We start from the raw sequence: 21,397 nt of genomic DNA, 5'->3' as shown, positions 1-21,397 counted from the left end.
CCAATCAAAATTTATAAAAGACTGCGGGTGTGTCCCCGATTATTAGAATTCTTCCCATTCGTCGCTGCCGGCGGTGGCGGCCACCACTTTCTTCGGTACTGGCGCGCTCGCGGCATGCCGCTCGCCCGGCTTGGCGGGAGCCGCGCGTTTCGCCGGAGCCTTCGGCACCACGGCAACAGCGGTCTGGGTGACGGCCGGCTTGGCGGCGGTCAGCGCAAATTCGGTTTCAGCGTCCAGCTTGAAGATCGACACCACGCGCGACAGCTCGCCAGCCTGGTCTTGCAGCGACTGCGCAGCGGCAGCAGCTTCTTCCACCAGCGCAGCGTTCTGCTGGGTCATGGCATCCATCTCGATGATGGACTGGTTCACCTGCTCGATGCCGGCGCTCTGTTCCTGCGAAGCGCTGGCGATTTCGCTCATGATGTCGGTGACGCGGCGCACGGAAGCAACCACTTCATCCATGGTCACGCCAGCCTGGCCGACCAGTTTCGAACCACGTTCCACTTTCTCGACCGAGTCGCCGATCAGGGACTTGATTTCTTTCGCGGCGCCAGCGGAACGCTGGGCCAGGTTGCGCACTTCCGATGCCACCACGGCGAAGCCGCGGCCCTGTTCACCGGCACGCGCTGCTTCGACAGCGGCGTTCAGCGCCAGGATATTGGTCTGGAAGGCGATACCGTCGATCACGCCGATGATGTCGACGATCTTGTTGGCGGAAGCATTGATCGAGCTCATGGTCTCGACCACTTGCGATACCACCTGGCCGCCTTTCAGCGCCACGTCGGAAGCCGATGCTGCCAGCTGGTTGGCTTCGCGGGCGTTGTCGGCATTCTGCTTCACGGTGGAGGTCAGTTCTTCCATCGCGGAAGCAGTCTTCTCCAGCGACGAAGCCTGCATTTCGGTACGCGACGACAGGTCGATATTGCCGGCAGCGATTTCGCGCGAAGCGGTGCCGATGGTTTCGGTACCCTGGCGCACCTGGCCAACGATATCCACCAGGCTGTCGCGCATTTCCTTGATTTCGACCAGCAGCGAATCCTTGTCGGTGGACGAGGTGTCGATCTGCACCGACAGGTCGCCATTGGCGATGGCGCCAGCGATCGACGCCGTGTAGTCAGGCTCGCCGCCCAGTTGCTTCAGCAGGCCGCGGGTGATGACCCAGGCTGCGAAGATCGACACTACCGTGGCGGCCAGGCCTGCCACGATCATGAACAGGCGTGCCGACGAGAAGCCTTCAGCGGCTTCCACTTTCATTTCTTCGTTGATCTTGTCTTCCAGCGAAGCCAGTTGGACCAATGCTTCGGTCCACTTCTTCTGCGCCGGCTTGATTTCCTTCAGGTAGATCTTGGTTGCGGCCAGGGCATCATTGGCCAGCCACAGTTCGGATGCCTTCTTCACGGCAGGCAGCACCAGCGCTTCCTGCGCCTTCACTTGCGTCAGCAGTGCTTTTTCTTCTGGCGTGGCATCCTTGGCGTAGAGGGCGCTCAGCTTGGCATCGGCGTCCTGGTAATCCTTCAGCTCTTTGTTGATGCGGGCCAGTTCCGGCTCCATGTCGGAAGGTTCGGACATCAGCGTCAGGATCTTCAGGTCGCTGACGTTTTCAACGTTGTTACGCATGTCGACCACCAGCCGGGTAGCCACAGCATTCACACTCACCACATGATCCAGGCGGTCCTGAATCTGAGCCATGCGCCAGATGCCGACGATGGTGATAATGACGAGAAACGCCAGTACCAGGAAAAATCCGAGGGCGAGGCGGGCCCCTACTTTCATTTTGCTCAAATTCATTTCGGCTCTTAATTAGAAGATTTTCGATTGCCTGAAGGATGCTTTAGTGAAACATTAACCACATCCACTGACCCTTGCTGCTACGCAAGTATCGACAGTAGCAAACTATGACTGCGAATGCAAAGACCGCTATCGCCGCGGGATGAAACCTGTCGTATTTCATCCCAAAAACGCGGTAGGAACCGCAAATTGCAAGTGTGTATCAAGGAAATTATAGACGTGAGGTTTCCACAGGGCAAGCAAATTTTGCTTACCCTGTTGGCAATTGAACTTCCTTCGGAGAAACAGCTCAGCAGCAGCGCAAATCGGAAGTGAATGCGCAGGACAACTCGCGTTTACTTGGTTCGACTGAAAGCGTCGAGCAGGATTGCCGGATCGCCTGCCGCGAGTTTGCTGGCATCGGACAAGGTCTGGCGATACTGGCGCGCGCCCTGCAAACCCTGGGCCAGGCCCAGCATATGACGGGTGATGGTGTTGATCTTCAAGCCCTTGCCGCCCTCTTTCGCAAGCTGCTCCTCGATATACGGCATCATCGCCTCGAGCACCTGCTGGCGGCTGCGCGGCGGCTCGCTCGCCCCGTAGTAGCGCTGGTCGAAGGCAGCCATCAGGTAAGGGTTATGGTAAGCCTCGCGGCCCAGCATGACGCCATCCACGTGCTGCAGGTGGGTATCGATTTCTTCGAGGGTCTTGATGCCGCCGTTGATCAGGATCTCGAACTGGGGGAAGTCTTTTTTGAGCTGGTAGGCGTATTCGTACTTCAGCGGCGGAATCTCGCGGTTTTCCTTGGGCGACAAGCCCTTCAGGATAGCGTTACGCGCATGCACCACGAAGGTCGTGCAGCCGGCTTCCGCCACGGTACCGACGAAATCGCGCACGAAGTCGTAGCTTTCCTCATGGTCGATGCCGATGCGGTGCTTGACGGTGACCTCGATGTCGACCGCATCCTTCATCGCCTTGACGCAATCGCGCACCAGCTGCGGCTCGGTCATCAGGCAGGCGCCGAAGGCCCCCTTTTGCACCCGCGGCGACGGGCAGCCGCAATTCAGGTTGATTTCATCGTAACCCCACTTCTCGCCCAGTTTGGCGGAAATGGCAAGATCCTTCGGATCGGAGCCGCCAAGCTGCAGCGCCACCGGATGCTCCTCCTCATTGAAGCGCAGGTGGCGCTCAACATCGCCGTACACCAATGCCCCGGTCGTCACCATCTCCGTGTACAGCCAGGTGTACTGCGAGATCAGGCGATGGAAATGACGGCAATGGCGGTCGGTCCAATCCATCATCGGCGCCACGGACAGGCGGCGGGAAGGCTTGGGGGCGATCGGGGTGGTCATAATGCAAAGGTCAACAAGAAGGGCCGCATATTATAGCGAAAGTCGGGGTCAGGTCTGGCAATCCGCCATTTTGGCGGATTGCCAGACCTGACCCCGACTTTCAAGCGAAGAGTTCTTCGACGCGGGACATGCGGCGGGCCGCTTCGCCTGACAGGGCGCCGGAGGCGGTCATGATCTGGCGGATGCCTTCCAGCGCGCGCTTGCGGTCGACGTCGGCCAGCAGCTTTGGCACCGCCGACATGGCGCGCTCTTCATCCAGTTGCAGGATCATGTTCTGTTCCTGCACCACTTCCTTGAAGCGGGCCAGCGATACGCGCTCCTTCGCCGGCAGCAGTGTGCGCAGTTCACGCAGCACGCCAAAGGCCCGTTCGTCGGCCACGCGCACTTCGGGACTACGGGCGATATACAGGATCGACCGTACCACCGCCTCCCTTTCGCCTCCACTCGCCAGGCGCTTGGCCGCTTCGGTGCGGCGCGCGGCCACCACCGACTCGCGCGCAATATCGCGCCCGATGCGGCGGCGGATATTGGCCGAATCGGCGCGCAAGCCCAGTAGCGTCTGCAGCAGCGGCTGGCCATACGTGGACAGGAAGAACTGCTCCACCGACTGGTCGCGCATCACCTGGTACTGATCCAACGCCGCCACGATCTGCTCGGAAGCCGCCTCCTGCATCTTCAGGAAGAAGTTATCCGGCGCAACGGGCTTGCGCTGCCCGCGCACCTGCTCGGCCAGGGCGCTGATCCCGCCCAGGAAAGGATTCATGTCGGAGAACAGCTCGTAGCGCATGCGGTAGGGATGCATGCGCCGCATCCACTCTGCCGACTGCTCATTGGTTGCGGCCTGCACGAACGGGCTGACGAAAGTGCGATACAGCCCCTGGTTGATTTCTGACAGCCGCGCCACCGCGGCAAAGCGGCGTTCATCTTCATCGTCGTTGCCGCCGAGCGCGCGCAACTCGTTCAAGTCGCGCCTTTCAAAGCGTACAACGTAATTACCCGCTGCCAGCTCGGGGCTGTGCACGCCGTCACCGGCCTTGTCGATAAAGACCGCTTCGTAAAGCCCCGGCGGCAGCACGTCGATCAAGTCCATCGAGCGCGCGAATTCATCGTGCTCCTTGTTGGCGACGGAAGCCGACACGAAGATGCCAAGGTGCCCGATCGATTCGTGCAATGTGTACACCACGGTCTGCCCGCCAGCCACCAGCGCCGCATCGTCTTCATACAGGTCAAGCAGCCAGCCCAGCGCCTGCTGCGGCGGCGTGATGTCGTCGCCCCAGGAGCAGAACACTACAATCGGTGAGCGGATATTGCGCAGGTCGATGCGGCGCCCGGCCGTGTCGTGGATGGTGCCGTTGCTCAGTCGGTTGCCGACGAACAGGTTGTCGGTGATGAACTGGATTTCCTCCGCGTTCAGCAGCACCGGATTGCCCCACCAGCGCTCGAACTCGAGGAAGCGCTTCTCCTCGGTGTCCACATTGGCATACACGTGGTAGCCCTTCTTCCAGTAGGTATTGGAAGGGTTCATGTTTTCGAAGTTGCTGACCAGGTGGGCGCCATCGAACTTGCCGTTGCCAAGGTCGCCCGCCAGGGACGTCATCCAGGTGCCGCCGGTCAGCCCGCCCAGGTAGCGCAGGGGATTCTTGCCGCGCACGCCAGCCCAGTAAGACAAGGGCGCGCCGGCCAGCACCAGAGGCCCAGCCAGCTCGGGATGCAACGCCGCAGTCATCATGATCTGCCAGCCGGCCTGGCAGTTGCCGATCAGGGCCGGCTTGCCTTCCGCCTGCGGATGCAGGTAGGCCACCTGCTCGATGAACTGCGCTTCCGCATGGCAGACGTCCTCGATGGTCTGCCCCGGCACGGGCGCCGGCAGGAAGCCGATGAAATAGCAGGGATTGCCCGCCTTCAGGACGACGCCGATTTCGCTGTCCTGCTTCATTCCGCCGATGCCCGGGCCATGCCCGGCGCGCGGATCAACGACGATGAAGGGTCGCTTGCTCTCGTCGATCTCCACGCCCTCAGGCGGGATGATCCGCATCAGCGAATAATTCACCGGCCGCGGAAGCGTACGGCCATCGATAACGGTCTCGAATTCGAAATTGAGCACATGCGGCGCGGTCTCGCGTTCGCGCGCATTGCGCTCGGTCCCGCGGCGATACAGCACGTCCATGAAGAGGATCGAACGCTGCCAGGCGTCGGTCCAGTACTCCACTGCTTGCGCTGCAAGGTTGGTTTGGTCGGCCATGCAATTCTCCCTCAGCGTGTATCTGATCATTTACATGATTACTATGCCCTGCTCCGTTGACACTCCCTGCGCGAAATCCAATACTCGGAACACTATTGTGATCACATCAACCTTAACACAGCCTACCATGCGCGCCAAAGCACTGTTCCTTATTCTCGCCGCTGCCGGCAGCGCGCATGCCGCCGAACGCCTCACCATCACTGCCAGCCATGAACTGGCGCAGGCGCGCCCCTCCGAGACGATCGCTGTGCCATGGGCAGAAGTCAATCGCGCCCTGCCCGGGGCCTTGCTGCAGAAGATCACGGTGCGTGATGCGTCGGGCAAGGCCTTGCCCTACCAGGTGACCAACGTTCTGCCGGAAGCGAAAGATCCCGAGGGCAAAGGCATCGCCTACGGTGAGCTGATCTTCCAGCACGACTTCGCGGCTGGTGAGCGTAGCGCTACCTTCACCGTCGAGAAAAGCGGCGCCGTGTCGCCCCCGTTCCCTTCCAAGGTGTTTGCGCGCTACGTGCCGGAACGCCTGGACGACTTCGCGTGGGAGAACGACAAGGTGGCGCACCGCACCTACGGGCCAGCGCTGGGCGCGCCGGCAGAACCGGGCAGCGGCAAGGAAGTGCTGGTCACGAGCGGTCTCGATATCTGGTTCAAACGCGTGGAATACCCGATCGTCGACCGCTGGTACAACAAGGGGCACGACCATTATCACCATGACGAAGGCGAAGGCATGGACATGTACAACGTCGGCCGCTCGCGCGGGGCCGGCGGTACCGGGATCTGGGATGGCATGACACTGTCCACCGCGCGCAATTATGCAAAATGGAAGGTGCTGGCAAACGGACCGGTGCGAGCAGTCTTCGAACTGTCCTACGACAGCTGGGATGCAGCCGGCGTCAAGGTCTCGGAAGCAAAACGCTTCACCGTCGACGCGGGACACTATTTCGACCAGGTTGAAAGCACTTTCACGTTCAACGGCGTTCCCTCGCTGACGGCGGCCCTGGGGCTGAACCGGAATCCGGCCGACAAGGGCCAGGAGGCCGTCGTGACGACGGGACGCGCCGCAGGCTCGCTAAGCCAGTGGGTCGAGCAGAAAAGTAATGGTGCGTTTGGCGTGGCCGTCATCCTGCCGTCCGCCGAGGGTTACGCGCAGGACGACCTGAATGAACTGGTCACCGCGCCTGTCGTTTCAGGCAAGCCTTTGCGCTATTACGCCGGCGCGGCATGGTCGCGCGGCAGCCCGTTCGCCAGCAAGGCTGACTGGGATCGCCATATCGCCGCCGAGACCGCGCGCATCAAGTCGCCGTTAAAGGTCTCGTACAAGGGCGCTCAATGATATGGCGCAGCTGACACGACGACAGTTTATCCAGGCCTCCGCGCTCGCTTCGCTGGCCGGCATCGCCGGCCCTGCCGGTGCGGGCGATGCCAGCGGGGCCGGCGGGGCGGCGCACAGTTCCGACACGGCCGCGAATGCCGCGGCACTTGCCGCTGCCTCGGAACCCGACGTCCCCCTGCGCTGGCTCGAAGGCGCCGCTCCAGCGCTGTCGCTTGGCACGACCTTTACCGTTCCGTGGCCGCGCGGCCAACAGAAACAACAGCAAACCTTCGTCCTCGCCAGCGCTGCCGGTGAACACCCCATGCAAAGCTGGCCGCTCGCCTATTGGCCCGACGGCTCGCTGAAGTGGACCGCCCATGCGATGCCGGCCGAGCCCTCCCTCCTCGTCGGCGGCTCCCTGAGCGTCCGGCCCGGCAAGCCCGCTTCCCGTCCTGCCGCCGCCATCGTGGTGCAGGAAGCGCAGGACGCGTTCACGATCGACACCGGCATCATCCGCTGCGTGCTGCCGCGCAGGGGCGAGCAACTGATCCGCAGCATCACGCGCGACGGCAGGTCCATCGCGCAGGCGTGCCGCCTGGTGGCGCTCTGCGACGACCAGCCCGACGCCGGCGACGGCGCCACCCGGCAGCAGCATTTCTCCAGCGCCATCGAACGCACTACTATCGAACAGCGCGGCCCCCTGCGCACCGTCGCGAAGATCGAAGGCCGCCACCGCAGCGCCAACCGCGCCTGGCTGCCCTTCACCGTGCGCCTGTACTTCTACGCTGGCGCCGAATCCATCCGCATCATGCACACCTTCGTGTTCGACGGAGACGAAAACAAGGACTTCCTGCGCGGGATCGGCCTTCGCTTTGAAGTTCCCATGCGCGACGCCCCGCACGACCGGCACGTGCGCTTCAGCGGCGGGGACGGCGGCCTGTGGGGTGAAGGCGTGCGCGGGCTGACTGGCTTGCGCCGCGATCCCGGCGCAGCGTTCCGCCAGGCCCAGGTAGCCGGCCTGCCCGTGCCGCCGCTAGGGCAAATGAACAAGCAGGTCAGCGAACGCCTGCAACTGATCCCTGCCTGGGGCGACTACACGCTGTCGCAACTGTCGGCAGACGGTTTCCAGATCCGCAAGCGCACCAAGCCTGGCCACGGCTGGATCAACGCCGCGTGGGGCCGTCGCGCCGCCGGTTGCGGTTACGTCGGCGGCGCCAGCGGCGGCGTCGTATTCGGCCTGCGCGACTTCTGGCAGCGTCACCCCACCCAGCTCGACATCCGCAGCGCCCACACGGAAAAAGCCGAAGTGACGATGTGGATGTGGTCTCCCGACGCCCAGGCCATGGACCTGCGCTTCTATCACGACGGCATGGGCATGGAAACCCACGAGCAGGAACTGGAAGGCCTGGAGATCACTTACGAGGATTACGAAAAAGGCTTCGGCACACCGGTCGGCGTGGCACGCAGCAGCGAGATCACGCTGTGGGCGCTGGCCGCGACGCCGCAGCGCGAGCAGATGGTGCGCATGGCCGCCGCCGTGCAAACCCCGCCGCAACTGGTGGTCTCGCCCGCCCGCTACCTGGCGACCGGCGTGTTTGGCCCGATGTGGGACCTGCCCGACCGCTCCTGCCCCGCCCGCGCGGAGCTCGAAAATGAGCTGGACAAGCGCTTCGACTTCTACCGCAACGAGGTCGAACAGCGCCACTGGTACGGCTTCTGGGACTACGGCGACGTCATGCACACCTACGATGCCGACCGCCACACCTGGCGCTACGACGTCGGCGGCTACGCCTGGGACAATTCCGAACTGTCGCCCGACCTGTGGCTCTGGTACTCATTCCTTCGCACCGGCCGAGCCGATATCTTCCGCCTGGCCGAAGCCATGGCGCGCCACACCAGCGAAGTGGACACCTACCATCTGGGCCGCTTCGCCGGCCTAGGCTCGCGCCACAACGTGCAGCACTGGGGCTGCAGCGCCAAGCAGCTGCGTATCAGCCAGGCCCTGTACCGCCGCTACTATTACTACCTGACAGCCGACGAACGCATCGGCGACATCATGCGGGAACTGCTGGATGCCGACGCCAGCCTGGCCGCCGTCGACCCGCTGCGCAAACGCGCCGGCGCGCTGCAAGGACCGTACACGGCGCGCGCCAGTTTCGGCACCGACTGGAGCTCGCTGGCCGGCACCTGGCTGGTGGAATGGGAGCGCACCGGCGACAAGCGCTGGCGCGACATGCTGCTGGCCGGGATGCGCGACATCGCCGCCATGCCGCAAGGCTTTTTCAGCGCCAATGCCATGGGCTACGACCGCAGCAGCGGCCATCTGCACAACACCCAGGGCGGCAAAGTCACCGCCAGCCACCTGAACGTCGCCTTCGGCGCGCCGGAAATCTTCGCCGAACTGATTGCAATGCTCGACCAGCCGCGCTTCGAGCAAGCGTGGCTGCGCTACTGCGCCCTCTACAACGCAAATCCTGCGGAGCAGCAACGCGAACTTGGCGGGCCGCATGGCGGCACCAATGCCTTGCGGGTCGGCCATTCGCGCCTGACTGCCTACGCGGCCTGGCGCCGCAACGATGCGGAACTTGCGCGCAGGGCGTGGCAGGAGTTCTTCAGCGGCCGCACGCCAGCGCTGCGCTGCACCACGATCAAGGGTCCCGACGTGCTGGTGCCGGTCAGCGAAGTGCCATGGATGACCACCAACGACACCGCGCAATGGGGCCTCGCGGCTATCCAGAACCTGGCGCTCGCTGGCGCACAGCTTCCAACCAAATCATAACAAGCCAACGAGACATGAAGACCAGATTACTTGCAGCGCTGCTGGCAGCTGCGCTTTCCGGCCACGCCCTGGCCGACGGCCGTTCCACCGTCAACTTCGACGCCGGCTGGCGTTTCCTGAAGGCGGACGCCAAAGGGGCGGAGAAGCAGGCCTTCAACGACGGCAAATGGCGCACCCTGGCTGTGCCGCATGACTGGAGCATCGAAGGTCCGTACGACCAGGCCAATCCCAGCGGCCGTGGCGGCGGCTACCTGCCCGCCGGCGTCGGCTGGTACCGCAAGACATTCACGCTCCCCCAATCGGAAGCTAAGCGCCGCGTGCGCATCGAATTCGATGGCGTCATGTCCAACAGCGAAGTCTGGATCAACGGCAAACTGCTTGGAAAGCGTCCTTACGGCTACAGCAGCTTTGCCTACGACCTGACGCCCCACCTCAGGTTCGGCAAAGGCCAGTCCAACACCATCGCCGTACGTGCCGACAACTCCGCCCAGCCGGCCTCGCGCTACTACACTGGCGCCGGCATATACCGGCACGTACGGCTCGTCAGCACCGAGGCCGTGCAATTCGGCGACGGCGGCGTGTATGTCACCACGCCTGAAATCAGTGCCGCTGGCGCGAAGCTCGCCCTGCGTTCCGACGTCCGCAACACCGGCAGCGCCGCCGGCGAATACACGCTGCAGGTAACCATCTACGACCCCGATGGCAAGGCGGTGCAGGACGGCGAGGTGCGCCGGCAAATCGCTGCCGGCGCCTCCGCCGACATCGCGCTGGACCTCCCAGTGGCCGCGCCGCAGCGCTGGTCGCTCGAATCGCCAAAGCTGTACCGCGCCGTGGCCACGCTGCGCAATGGCGGCACGGTGCTGGACCAGCACACCAGCACCTTTGGCATCCGCGATTTCCGGTTCGATGCCGATACCGGATTCTGGCTGAACGGCGTCAACCTCAAAATCAAAGGCGTTTGCCTGCACCATGATGCCGGCGCTCTGGGCGCTGCCGTGCCGCTGGATGCGTGGCGGCGCCGTTTCGAGCTGCTGCGCGAGGCGGGCGTCAACGCCATCCGCACTTCGCACAATCCCGTGGCGCCGGAATTCCTGGACCTGGCCGACCAGATGGGCTTCCTAGTCATGGACGAGACCTTCGATACCTGGAACGAAGCAAAGCACAACGGCGAGCAAGGCTACAACCGCTTCTTCACCGACTGGTGGGAAGCCGATACCCGCGCCATGGTTCTGCGCGACCGCAACCACCCGAGCATCATCCTGTACAGCGTGGGCAACGAGATCCACGACAACCTGGACAACCCGGAAGGCTTCCGCAAGTACAAGCAGCAGCAGGACCTGGTGCACCAGCTGGACCCGACACGCCCCGTCACCATGGCGCTGTTCCGCCCCGGCCTATCCAAGGTGTATGAGAACGGCTTTGCCGAAATGATGGATATCGTCGGCCAGAACTACCGCGAGAACGAACTGGTGGCGGCGCACAAGGTCAAGCCGGCGCGCAAGGTGATCGGCACCGAAAACAACCATGCCCTTTCAGCCTGGCTGGCGTTGCGCGACAATCCTTTCATGGCGGGCCAGTTCCTGTGGGTCGGCTTCGACTACCTGGGCGAGGCCGATTGGCCGATGACGACCTACGACCAGGGCCTGTTCGACCGCGCCGGCAACTGGAAGCCGCGCGGCCTGCAGCGTCGCAGCTGGTGGTCCAGCAAGCCGGTGGTGCATATTGTGCGCAGCCAGGATAACGGCGGCGTCGGGCCGCTGCGCGCTGACTGGACCCCGACCGACATCCATACCTACGACGATGCCAAGGTCCAGGTCTACAGCAATGCCGAGGAGGTCGAACTGTTCCTCAACGACGCTTCGCTGGGCGTGAAAGCCAAACCGAAGAACGATTCCCCGCGCCAGTGGGACGTCACGTTCGCCCCCGGCAAACTGCGCGCCGTGGCGCGGAACGGCGGCAAGGAAGTGGCCTCGGACGAGCTGCAGACCGCCGACGCGCCTGCGCGCATCGAGCTCACCACCAGCCGCAGCGAGTTGGGCGATGGTTTCGACGACGCGGCCTTCGTCTGGGCGCAGGTTGTCGATGCCAAAGGCGTCCCCCATCCGAATGCCACGGCCGCCATCACCTTCAGCATTGACGGTCCCGGCATGTTGGCTGCCGTCGATAATGGCGATAACACGAGCCACGATTCCTACCAGTCCAACCAGTGCAAACCGCAGTTTGGCCGCTGCCTGGCGGTAGTGAAAGCCAGCGCCGCCAACGGTGCCATCACGCTGCGGGCTTCCGCTCCGGGCATCGCAGCGGGGTCCGTCAGCATCGCGGCGGGGAGGAAATGATGCCCGCGCCACGCCTTGCTGCCACCATCCTGCTTGCCGCCGGCACGTTCGCACAGGCTGCAAGCGCCGCTGCGCCGCAGCCCCGGCACTTCGCTTTCGGCGACGCCCCCGTTGCCGCCAGGAGCGCCGCTGTCATTGCCGTTACTCCCGATATGGCCTACACCGCTGCGCACGGCTACGGCTTCGAACCCGGTGCGGCGCCCGGCGGCGGCAAGCCGTTCTACTTTTCAGTCGACCTGCCCGAAGGCAGCTACAAGGTCACCGTCAGGCTTGGCGGCGCCGCTGCCGCCAGCACCACGGTCAAGGCCGAGCTGCGCCGCCTGATGCTGGAGAACGTGCAGACGGCCCCCGGCCAGTCTCAGGTCAAGACTTTCGCCGTCAATATCCGCACTCCCCCCATCGCCGCAGCAAACGATGTCGCCGCCGGCGAAGTCCAGTTGAAAGTCCCGCGCGAGACCGTGCAGGAGGCCTGGGCCTGGGATAACCGCCTGACGCTTGAATTCAATGGCAACAACCCATCGCTGCAATCGCTGGATATCGAGCCGGCAAACGGCCGCACGGTTTTCCTGCTTGGAGATTCGACGGTCAGCGACCAGCCGCAGGAGCCGTATAGCAGCTGGGGCCAGATGTTGCCCCGCTTCTTCAAGCCGGGCAGCGTCGCAGTCGCCAACTATGCCGAGTCGGGCGAAACCTACCGCGATTCGCTGGCGCGGCGCCGGCTCGACAAGGTCCTGAGCCAGCTCCATCCGGGCGACGTGGTGCTGATGCAGTTCGGGCACAACGACCAGAAGCAGATCAAGGATGGCAAGGGCGCTCCTTTCACTACCTACAAGGAAGAGATCCGCGAGTACGTGCAAGCCATCCGCAAGCGTGGCGGCCTGCCCGTCATCATTTCGCCGATGGAGCGCCGCAACTTCGACGCCAGCGGCAAGATCGTCCCTTCCCTCGCCGACTATGCCGAGGCGGCGCGCCAGTCCGCGACGGAACTGAAGACGCCCTTCATCGACCTGAACGCGATGAGCAAGGTGTTTTACGAAGCGCTCGGCCCTGAAGGTTCGAAGGCGGCCTTTGCTTCCCCTGCTCCCGGCAAGATCGACAACACCCACCACAATAACTACGGCAGTTACGAGCTGGCCAGGCTGGTGATCAAGGGCATTCGCGACAACCGGCTTCCTCTGCAAACCGATATCGCTTCCGATGTCGCGGTCATCGACCCAGCCCATCCTGCGCCGCCCGAACGCTTTGCCGTCCCGGCCAGCCCGAACCGGGCCACAGAACGGCCACCTGGCGACGATGCCAATGCCGGCGACGCCTGGCTGTTCGCCTATTTCACCGGCAATGGAGTAGACGGCCTGCACTTCGCCAGCAGTACTGACGGCTACCGTTGGGAGAAAGTCGGCTTCGGGCGCAGCTACCTGGCGCCGAAGGTGGGCAAGGCAAAACTGATGCGCGACCCGTGCATCGTGCGCGGTCCGGACGGCACTTACCACATGGTCTGGACCAGCGGCTGGAACGAAAACAATATCGGCTACGCCTCTTCGAAAGACCTGGTCAACTGGTCGGCGCAGAAGGAGCTGCCGGTGATGGCTCACGAACCCGGCGTTCTGAATACCTGGGCGCCGGAAATCGTGTGGGACGCAAAGCGCAGCGAGTTCCTGCTGTTCTGGGCTTCCACCGTGCCGGGCAAGTTCCCTGCGCCGGCAGCCTCGCCGGAAGGCAAGTACAACCACCGCATGTACGCCACCACTACGAAGGACTTCGTCACCTTTACGCCCACCCGGTTGTTCTACGATCCCGGTTTCAGCGTGATCGACGCGACCTTCCTGCGTGCGGACGGCCGCAACCTGCTGCTGGTGAAGGATGAAACCAGTGTCCCGGCCCACAAATACCTTCAACTGGCCGATGCGCCCGACCTGCAAGGGCCCTTTGGCACGCTCGGCAAGCCCTTCACCCCGCCCGGCCTCTGGGTCGAGGGACCAACCGCCATCAAGGCCAACGGCGAATACCTGGTCTACTACGACGCCTACCAGGCCAAGCGCTATGGCGGCATGCGCTCGCGCGACCTGGTCAACTGGGAGGACGTCAGCGATCGCATGCACTTCCCCGACGAGGGCACGCTGCAGCGCATGCGCCACGGTACCGTATTCGCCGCACCGGCCAGCGCCATCGCGGCGCTCAACGCGGCAGCCGGACCGGCTACCACGGTCGCGAGCGCCCAGAATTACGAAGCGCGCGTGCCTTACCAGAGCTATTTCGCCGACTACCTGGCGCTGTGCAAGGGCCGGCCGGCGGAGCTGATCTTCATCGGCGATTCGATCACCGAGCAATGGCGCTGGGGCGCGGGCGCTCCGGTCTGGAAGCAGCGCTTCGAAGACCGCGCCTTTGATTTCGGCCTTGGCGCCGACAAAACCCAGCACGTGCTGTGGCGCCTGCAGAACTTCGACCTGTCCTTCCTGAAGCCGAAAATTGCCGTGCTCATGATCGGCACCAATAATGTTGGCGATTCGCCGGAAGACATTGCCGCCGGTGTGCGCGCCGTGATTGCAGCGATCCAGGACAAATTCCCCGGCGTGAAAGTAGTCCTGTGCAGCATCCTGCCCAATGCGCGCGCCAACGACAAGATGGCCGCCGCCAACAAGCTTCTGGTGCCAATGGCCGACGGGCGCAATGTGCTCTACCTCGACCTCGCATCGAAATTCACGCCTGAAGGCGACAACTGGAAAGGCCTGAGCCGCGACAAGCTGCACCTGACCACCGAAGGCTACGCCACGTGGGCGGCCGAACTGGAATTCCTGCTCTCCACCATTGCCGCCGCCAAGCCATGACATTCCGCACACTCCCCTGCCTTACCCTGATGGCCGCCTGCGTGGCGGCAGCTGTCGCGCAGGCGGCGCCGTCACAGCGCAGCGTCTACGACTTCAATCCCGGATGGCGCCTGCTGGTGGGCGACCCTGCCGGCGCCAGCCAGCCCGGCTTCGACGACCAGGCATGGAAGCCGGTTACGCTGCCGCGCGCCTGGAATGAGGACGACGCCTTCAAGAAGGACATCGCCGACCTTTCCACCGGCATCGCCTGGTACCGCAAGTCTTTCCGCCTTCCGCCCGGATCTGCCGGCGGCAAGATCTTCCTCGAGTTCGAAGGCGTGCGGCAGGCGGCGGAGGTGTATGTCAATGGCAAGCAGTTGATCCTGCATGAAAATGGCGTGATGGCGTTTGGCGTCGACATCAGCGATGCCATCCGGCCTGGCGACAATGTGATCGCCGTCCGCACGGACAACGCCTGGGATTATCGAGAGAAGGCCAGCAACCAGCGCTTCCAGTGGTCGGACAAGAACTTCAACGCCAACTACGGCGGCATCCCGAAGAACGTCCGCCTGCACGTGGCGGGCAAGCTTTACCAGACCTTGCCCCTCTACTCGTCGCTCGGCACCACTGGCGTGTATGTCTATGCCAAGGGCATCAACGTCGCGGCGCGCACGGCCAATATCCACGCCGAATCACAGGTCCGCAATGAAACGGGACGGCCGCGCACTTTCGCCTATGAGGTGAAAGTGCGCGACCGTGACGGCAGGCAGGTAGCCAGCTTCAACGGCCCGGTGCAGACGCTTGCCGCCGGCGCCACCGGCACCGTCAGCGCCGGAGGTCGTGTCGAACAACTGAACCTGTGGAGCTGGGGCTACGGCTACCTGTACGACGTCGATACGACGCTCAAGGTCAACGGCAAGGCGGTCGACACGGTGCGCACCCGCACCGGCTTTCGCAAGACCGAATTCGACTTCGGTGTAGTCAAGCTGAACGACCGCGTAATCCAGCTCAAGGGATACGCCCAGCGCACCTCCAATGAATGGCCGGCGGTGGGCATGTCCGTGCCGCCCTGGCTGAGCGACTACAGCAACCGCCTGATCGTCGAAGGCAACGGCAACCTGGTGCGCTGGATGCACACCACGCCGTGGAAGCAGGACGTTGAATCGCTCGATCGCCTGGGCATCATGCAGGCCATGCCGGCTGGCGATTCCGAAGCCGACGTGACGGGGCGCCGCTGGGAACAGCGCATCGCCCTCATGCGCGACGCCATCATCTACAACCGCAACAATCCAAGCATCGTCTTCTACGAATCCGGCAACCGTGGCGTTTCGGACGAGCATATGCAGGAGATGAAAGCGCTGCGCAACCAGTTCGATCCGCACGGCGGCCGCGCTTCCGGCAGCCGCGACATGCTGGGCAGCCGCTTCAACGAATACGGCGGCGAAATGCTCTACGTGAACAAGAGTGCGCGCCAGCCTTTCTGGTCGATGGAGTATTCGCGCGACGAAGCGCTGCGCAAGTATTGGGACGATTTCTCCCCGCCTTTCCACAAGAACGGCGATGGTCCCCTGCACAAAGGGAAAGACGCCAGCGCCTACAACCGAAACCAGGACACGCACGCCATCGAGGACGTGCTGCGCTGGTACGACTATTACGCCGAACGTCCTGGCACCGGCCGCCGCGTCAACAGTGGCGGCGTGAATATCGTGTTCTCGGACACCAATACCCATCATCGCGGCGCGGAGAACTACCGCCGCAGCGGTGAAGTGGACGCCATGCGCATTCCGAAGGACGGCTACTTTGCCCACCAGGTCATGTGGGATGGCTGGGTCGATGTCGAGAAGCCGCGGCTCCATATCATCGGTCACTGGAACTACGCCCCTGCGACAAAGAAGGACGTCACGGTCGTCTCCAGCGCGGCGGAAGTCGAACTGCTGCTGAACGGACGCTCCCTTGGCAGGGGCCAGCGCAGCGCCGGCTTCCTGCATACCTTCCCTTCCGTGGCCTACGAAGCGGGCGAGCTGAAAGCCATCGGTTACTCGACCGACGGCAGGCCGGTCGCCGAGGCGACTTTGCACACAGCCGGAGCGCCGGTCGCGCTGCGCCTGAAAGCCGTCACCGGTCCTGGCGGCATGCGCGCCGACGGGGCAGACATGGCCCTGTTCGAAGTGGAAGCCATCGACGCCGAAGGCCGCCGCAACCCGGTCGCGCTGGACATGGTCGACTTCAGGCTGGAAGGGCCGGCCGAATGGCGCGGCGGCATCGCGCAAGGTCCGGACAATTACATCCTCAAGACCAGCCTCCCCGTCGAGGGCGGCGTCAACCGAGTCCTGGTGCGCAGCACGACCCGGCCCGGCGCCATCACCCTGCGCGCCAGCGCCCAGGGAATGCAGCCAGCAGCCGTCACACTGCAATCGCATGCGGTTCCACAGCAAGGCGGGCTGGTTGTCGGCAGCGCCGCTGCCGGCCTGCCCTCCTACCTGGAACGCGGCCCGACGCCGGCCGGTCCATCGTTCAAGGTGTCGCGCGTATCGGTCGGCGTGGCCAGCACCACGGCAGGCAGCAACGACGCGGCCGCCGCCAGGACCATCGACGACGACGAGACCACCGGCTGGACCAGCAGCCAGGAAGCCGGCAAGCGCTGGATCGCTTATGAGCTGGAAAATCCTGCAACGCTGACCGCCGCCAGCCTGCGCCTGTCCGGCTGGCGCGAGCGCAGCTACCCGATCCGCATCACGGTCGATGGTCAAGAAGTGTTTGCCGGCGACACGCCGAAAAGCCTGGGCTACGTCACCTTGCCATTGCGGCCGGTCCACGGCTCCAGCGTAAAAATCGAACTGACCGGGCCCACGGTGGACAGCGACGCCCTGAAATTGATCGAAGTCGACGCGAACGCCGTGCCGGATACCGGCGCCAATCGCGCGCCACGCGGCGTGCTGTCGATTATCGAGGCAGAGTTCTACGAAAAATCGAGGAAATAAGCACTGCGGCTCGCGGCCGCAGTGCTTTCCCCGCTTACTTGCGGGTGACCAGCTGCAGCGAGCTGTCGTTGATTTCGAACTTGTGCGATTTCAGCATGTTGATGACTTCCGCACCGGCCAGCAGCACCGGCCCATACCCGTGAGCAGCGAACACATTGATCGGGCGGTAATAATAAAAGGCAGGATCGAATCCCATGCCGGTACCGACGCAAGTGCCCTCCACCTGACCCTTGGCGTTGACTTTGGTGGCGACAGCATTCCAGGCCAGCATGACGGCCGGAGCGTAAGCCATGCGGTCGACATAGCCCTTGTTGATGGCGCGCGCCATCGAATAGGCGTAGATGGCGGTGGCGGAGGTTTCGAGATAGCTGTCCGGGCGGTCCAGCAGCTGGTGCCAGAAGCCGGTGCCATCTTGGTATGACGTCAGGCCCTTGACGTGCGCGCGCAATTGCTTGAGTACCGCCTCGCGTCCCGGATGGTCTTCCGGCAGAACGTCCAGCACTTCCACCATCGTCATCACCGCCCAGCCGTTGGCGCGGGCCCAGTGGAATTCCGGATGTACCTCCATGCCTTGCACCCAGCCGTGCATGTAGATACCCTTCTGGGGATTGAACATGCGCTGCGAAAACTGCAGGATCTGCTTGACCGACTCGTCGAAGTATTTGCGCTCGCCGGTCAGCTTGCCCAACTGCGCCCAAGCCGGCACGCCCATGAACATATCGTCCAGCCAAAGGGTATCTGGCTGTGGGCGCAAACGTGCCAGCGTACCGTCGGCCAGTCGATGCTCCTTGCTGCCGATGAAATTACGGCAGGCATCGAGCAGCGGCGTTACATCAGCTTGCAGGCCGTTGCGCTTGGCCTTGACGAAGGCTGCGCACAGCGCCCCGATATCGTCCAGTGCGTGCGGTTCCAGCGTGCGCAGCACCGGGGACTTGGCTTGCGGATTAGCCTTCAGGCGCGCCAGGGTCGGCCTGGCCAGGCCGGCCAGCAGGGCCACGCGCTTATTGGTGTAATCCACGTAGCGCTGTTCGCCGGTGGCGGCGCCGGCTGCCAGCATGCCCGCGTAGGTGACGCCCCACTCGTAGCTGGTGAGCCGGTAATCGCCCTGGGCGAATACCGTATTGTCGTCGATCTTGCTGAAATCCCTGATCTCCTGCTTGGTGTTCTGGTCGATCACCTTGGCCGGGGTCACCGCGTCGAGGTAGGTGAAGACGCGGTCCAGCACTTTGCTCACGTCCGCCACGGACGGCGCACCGTACGGGGTCGGGTAGTCCGGCTTCATCAGGTGCAGCGGCGCTGTCACGTCGTTGAGCGGAGCTTGCGGGGCAGCATACGCCGGCAACGCCAGCGCAACCAGGATAGCGGTCAGCAGGTGGTTCTTTCGGTTCATTCGTTTGTCTCTCGTTGTTATCACTTCAGCAGGTAAACCTTGAAATCGCGGATCTGCTGGTGCGAATGCGTGCTGCGGAAGCCGAAGTGGCCCTCGCGCAGCGGCTCGGCATCGCGCCAGTTGAAGTATTCTTCGCCGTCCACCGTCATGCGGGTGCAGCCATCGCGCACCGCGATCTCGATGGCATATTCCCTGTTCGGCTGCAGCAGGTGCGCGGCATCGTTGCGCTCCGCCAGCAAGACGCGTTCGCCCTTGCCGTCATATTTACGAAAACGTGTTGTGGTATTGCCGTTGCCGCCAATGCCAGCGTAGTAGAGGGACAGGTTGTCGTATTGCGCGAACGTGCCGTCGCGGGTAAATAGCTTGCGGTTGGCGGGATCGCTGGCCATCCAGAACTGGTTCATGTCGGACAGGCGGTCGTTCGTCCCACCGGCCATGACCACCTTGCGCTTGTAGCTGACCAGGATATCGCCCTTCAGCTTTGGCTTGAACCACAGCGTGGCGTCGCCCGGCAGGTCCATGACCAACAGGCCCTTGGCGGCGCCGATGCGAGCCGCCGGCGCCCCGGATGCGCCGCGCCTGTACTCCGCCTGCCACTGCGCCAGTCCCCTAGTGAAATCGTCGGCATACAGCAGCTTCCCGCGCTCGCCGGAAAAGGTGCAGACTTGCGGTTCCCGCTGGGAGAGCCAGGCGGCAACCGGATTTTCGGGCAAGGACTTCAGGGCCGCGACCACGCTTTCGGCATTGAAGCGCGCGCCGGCGTCATTGGTATGCGTACGGGCGTCGGAGAAGAAGGTATTGACCGCTGCAGCCCCCAGGCGCCGGTAGCCGTCGCTGACCGTCATGGTGAGGTCTGCGAACAATGCGCCTTCGCGCGCAGCGACTTCGCGGTCCCATTCGGCAAAATTGGCAAAGTCGCGTCCCTGCTCCCAGGCATCCCTGTGCGGCACAGGCGACAGCAGCACCACGCGCGCTCCGCGTGCCTTCGCGTCCTGCACGTAGCGCGACATATACCAGCCGAAGGTATGCACTTGTTCCTGGCTGCCGTCCGGACGTGTATCGGTGACGGTTTCCGGCCCGGTACCGGTAGCCGATGCCCTGTTCTTGTTGGCCGGGTCGCCGATGCGGCCGCCATCGTTGTGGCCGAACTGGATCAGCACCACATCGCCCGTCTTCAACTGGCCCAGCACGCGCTCCCAGCGCCCTTCGGTGAAAAAGGTGCGGCTGCTACGCCCACCTATCGCATGGTTCACGACGTTCACACGCGAAGTATCGAAGTAAGCCGCGATGCGTTCACCCCAGCCGATAGCGCCGTTCTGGCCGCCGCTCCTGACGGTGGAATCGCCCACAATGAAAATGCTGGGCAGGCGCGGATCGCGCGGCTGCTCGCCCTTGATCCTGGCGGCATCCACCACCGGACGCTCGTCCTCGGCGGCGGCGATGCTGTCCGCGCGGTTCGACAGCGCGGCAAGCAGTACCGGCAGCCGCAGCGCCTTGATGCCTGCCACCACGGTGCGCGCATTCAGTTCGGCGCCGGCAAGGTTGGTGTGCACCCGCTCATCCGGCGTCACCTGAGGGAACAGCTTCGTCACCTCGTCGCGGCCCAGTGCATCGTACTGGCGCGCCACAAGTTCGTTCAGGTCGATGAAACCGACATTCAGCTGGCGCGCCACAGCCTCCGCCCAGCCGGCGTAATCGCCGCGCGCCCGCACCACGCGGCCTTCCGCATCCCAGGCTTTGCGCGGGATCGGTGACGCCACCACCGGCGTCGCACCACGCTCGCGGATGGCGGCGATGTACATGCGCAGGTACCAGCCGTAGCTGCGCACCGTTTCGTGCTTGCCGGTCAACAGGTTGTCGATCTCCTGGCTTTCGTCGCCAAATCCGCGGATGGTGCCGCGCGCACGCGAGGTATCGTTGATGGCCGAACTGTCGTTGTGCCCGAACTGCATGATCACCACGTCGCCCGGCTTGACCAGCGCCAGCGTGTTCGCCCAGTGACCGCTCGTCAGGTAGGTGCGGCTGCTTAACCCACCAACAGCGCGGTTCACCACATTCACCCTGGCGGGATCGAAATAGGCGGCAATCGGATTGCCCCAGCCCCACTGCCCTTGCGGTCCCTTGCCCTGGCCATCGTCGCGGCCATTGCGCACGGTAGAATCCCCGATCAGGATCAGCGACGGCAATGCCGGGTTGGCAGGTTCCGGCAGCGTGACCTGAGCCCGCGCCGGGTCGGTGTTGACGGCAGCGGGAGGCTGCTGGGCGCAGCCCGCCAGCAGGAGGATGTAGGCGGCGGCGCTGGCAAGCGCCTTCTGGAAGCTGTTCATGCGGCCAATTCTAAGCGAGCGCGTTTCGGCCAAAACGCCCCCGGTTTAAAGAATCAAGAAAATGAGCAATATGATCAAAAGAAAGCGCCGACAATCAAATTCCTTCAACA

10 protein-coding genes are annotated in these 21,397 nt (G+C 63.7%); 5 read left to right on the top strand and 5 right to left on the bottom strand.

All coding sequences use genetic code 11. The features are described 5' to 3' along the window. Positions 1-42 precede the first annotated feature (42 nt). From ACN9M3_RS08715 to ACN9M3_RS08705, 3 genes are all read right to left on the bottom strand, one after another. A complete protein-coding gene (locus tag ACN9M3_RS08715; protein WP_426321825.1) occupies positions 43-1,788 on the bottom strand; it encodes a methyl-accepting chemotaxis protein in 1,746 nt (581 codons plus the stop codon). A 335-nt stretch (positions 1,789-2,123) separates the two neighbouring features. Then, positions 2,124-3,119, bottom strand: a complete 996-nt coding sequence (gene dusA, locus ACN9M3_RS08710) for a tRNA dihydrouridine(20/20a) synthase DusA (RefSeq protein ID WP_426321823.1) — start codon at positions 3,117-3,119, stop codon at positions 2,124-2,126. Between the two features lie 100 nt (positions 3,120-3,219). Beyond that, on the bottom strand, positions 3,220-5,361 hold the full coding sequence (locus ACN9M3_RS08705; protein WP_426321821.1) for a DUF3141 domain-containing protein: 2,142 nt from the start codon (positions 5,359-5,361) through the stop codon (positions 3,220-3,222). A gap of 127 nt (positions 5,362-5,488) precedes the next feature. Between ACN9M3_RS08705 and ACN9M3_RS08700 the strand changes: the two genes are divergently transcribed. From ACN9M3_RS08700 to ACN9M3_RS08680, 5 genes are read left to right on the top strand one after another with little or no spacing between them, the layout of a single operon-like run. After that, a complete protein-coding gene (locus ACN9M3_RS08700; RefSeq protein ID WP_426321819.1) occupies positions 5,489-6,691 on the top strand; it encodes a DUF4861 family protein in 1,203 nt (400 codons plus the stop codon). A 1-nt stretch (position 6,692) separates the two neighbouring features. Next, positions 6,693-9,449, top strand: a complete 2,757-nt coding sequence (locus ACN9M3_RS08695) for a Tat pathway signal sequence domain protein (protein WP_426321817.1) — start codon at positions 6,693-6,695, stop codon at positions 9,447-9,449. A gap of 14 nt (positions 9,450-9,463) precedes the next feature. Then, a complete protein-coding gene (locus tag ACN9M3_RS08690; protein ID WP_426321815.1) occupies positions 9,464-11,785 on the top strand; it encodes a glycoside hydrolase family 2 TIM barrel-domain containing protein in 2,322 nt (773 codons plus the stop codon). Next, positions 11,782-14,610, top strand: coding sequence for a GDSL-type esterase/lipase family protein (locus ACN9M3_RS08685; RefSeq protein ID WP_426321813.1), 2,829 nt, complete (start codon positions 11,782-11,784; stop codon positions 14,608-14,610). Before ACN9M3_RS08690 ends, ACN9M3_RS08685 begins: the two co-directional genes overlap by 4 nt. Then, on the top strand, positions 14,607-17,570 hold the full coding sequence (locus tag ACN9M3_RS08680; RefSeq protein ID WP_426321812.1) for a DUF4982 domain-containing protein: 2,964 nt from the start codon (positions 14,607-14,609) through the stop codon (positions 17,568-17,570). Before ACN9M3_RS08685 ends, ACN9M3_RS08680 begins: the two co-directional genes overlap by 4 nt. 34 nt (positions 17,571-17,604) lie before the next feature. Here the strand turns inward: ACN9M3_RS08680 and ACN9M3_RS08675 are convergent, their stop codons facing one another. Together ACN9M3_RS08675 and ACN9M3_RS08670 are read right to left on the bottom strand one after the other, a co-directional pair. Further along, positions 17,605-18,960, bottom strand: coding sequence for a glycoside hydrolase family 88/105 protein (locus ACN9M3_RS08675; RefSeq protein ID WP_426169884.1), 1,356 nt, complete (start codon positions 18,958-18,960; stop codon positions 17,605-17,607). 20 nt (positions 18,961-18,980) lie between these two features. Beyond that, the gene (locus ACN9M3_RS08670; RefSeq protein WP_426321810.1) at positions 18,981-21,287 is read right to left on the bottom strand and encodes a DUF6250 domain-containing protein; all 2,307 of its coding nucleotides are present in this window, start codon (positions 21,285-21,287) and stop codon (positions 18,981-18,983) included. Positions 21,288-21,397 lie beyond the last annotated feature (110 nt).

Origin of the sequence: Pseudoduganella sp. R-43 (assembly GCF_049913255.1) — a bacterium.
In the GTDB taxonomy this organism is placed as follows: domain Bacteria; phylum Pseudomonadota; class Gammaproteobacteria; order Burkholderiales; family Burkholderiaceae_D; genus Rugamonas.
This window is presented reverse-complemented; position numbering and strand designations above follow the sequence as displayed.

Bases quoted from the DNA above. Each gene is read 5' to 3' on its own strand.
- ACN9M3_RS08715 (WP_426321825.1), bottom strand. From the start codon at position 1,788: ATGAATTTGAGCAAAATGAAAGTAGGGGCCCGCCTCGCCCTCGGATTT.
- ACN9M3_RS08695 (WP_426321817.1), top strand. From the start codon at position 6,693: ATGGCGCAGCTGACACGACGACAGTTTATCCAGGCCTCCGCGCTCGCT.
- ACN9M3_RS08670 (WP_426321810.1), bottom strand. From the start codon at position 21,287: ATGAACAGCTTCCAGAAGGCGCTTGCCAGCGCCGCCGCCTACATCCTC.
- ACN9M3_RS08705 (WP_426321821.1), bottom strand. From the start codon at position 5,361: ATGGCCGACCAAACCAACCTTGCAGCGCAAGCAGTGGAGTACTGGACC.
- ACN9M3_RS08685 (WP_426321813.1), top strand. From the start codon at position 11,782: ATGATGCCCGCGCCACGCCTTGCTGCCACCATCCTGCTTGCCGCCGGC.
- ACN9M3_RS08680 (WP_426321812.1), top strand. From the start codon at position 14,607: ATGACATTCCGCACACTCCCCTGCCTTACCCTGATGGCCGCCTGCGTG.
- ACN9M3_RS08700 (WP_426321819.1), top strand. From the start codon at position 5,489: ATGCGCGCCAAAGCACTGTTCCTTATTCTCGCCGCTGCCGGCAGCGCG.
- dusA (WP_426321823.1), bottom strand. From the start codon at position 3,119: ATGACCACCCCGATCGCCCCCAAGCCTTCCCGCCGCCTGTCCGTGGCG.
- ACN9M3_RS08675 (WP_426169884.1), bottom strand. From the start codon at position 18,960: ATGAACCGAAAGAACCACCTGCTGACCGCTATCCTGGTTGCGCTGGCG.
- ACN9M3_RS08690 (WP_426321815.1), top strand. From the start codon at position 9,464: ATGAAGACCAGATTACTTGCAGCGCTGCTGGCAGCTGCGCTTTCCGGC.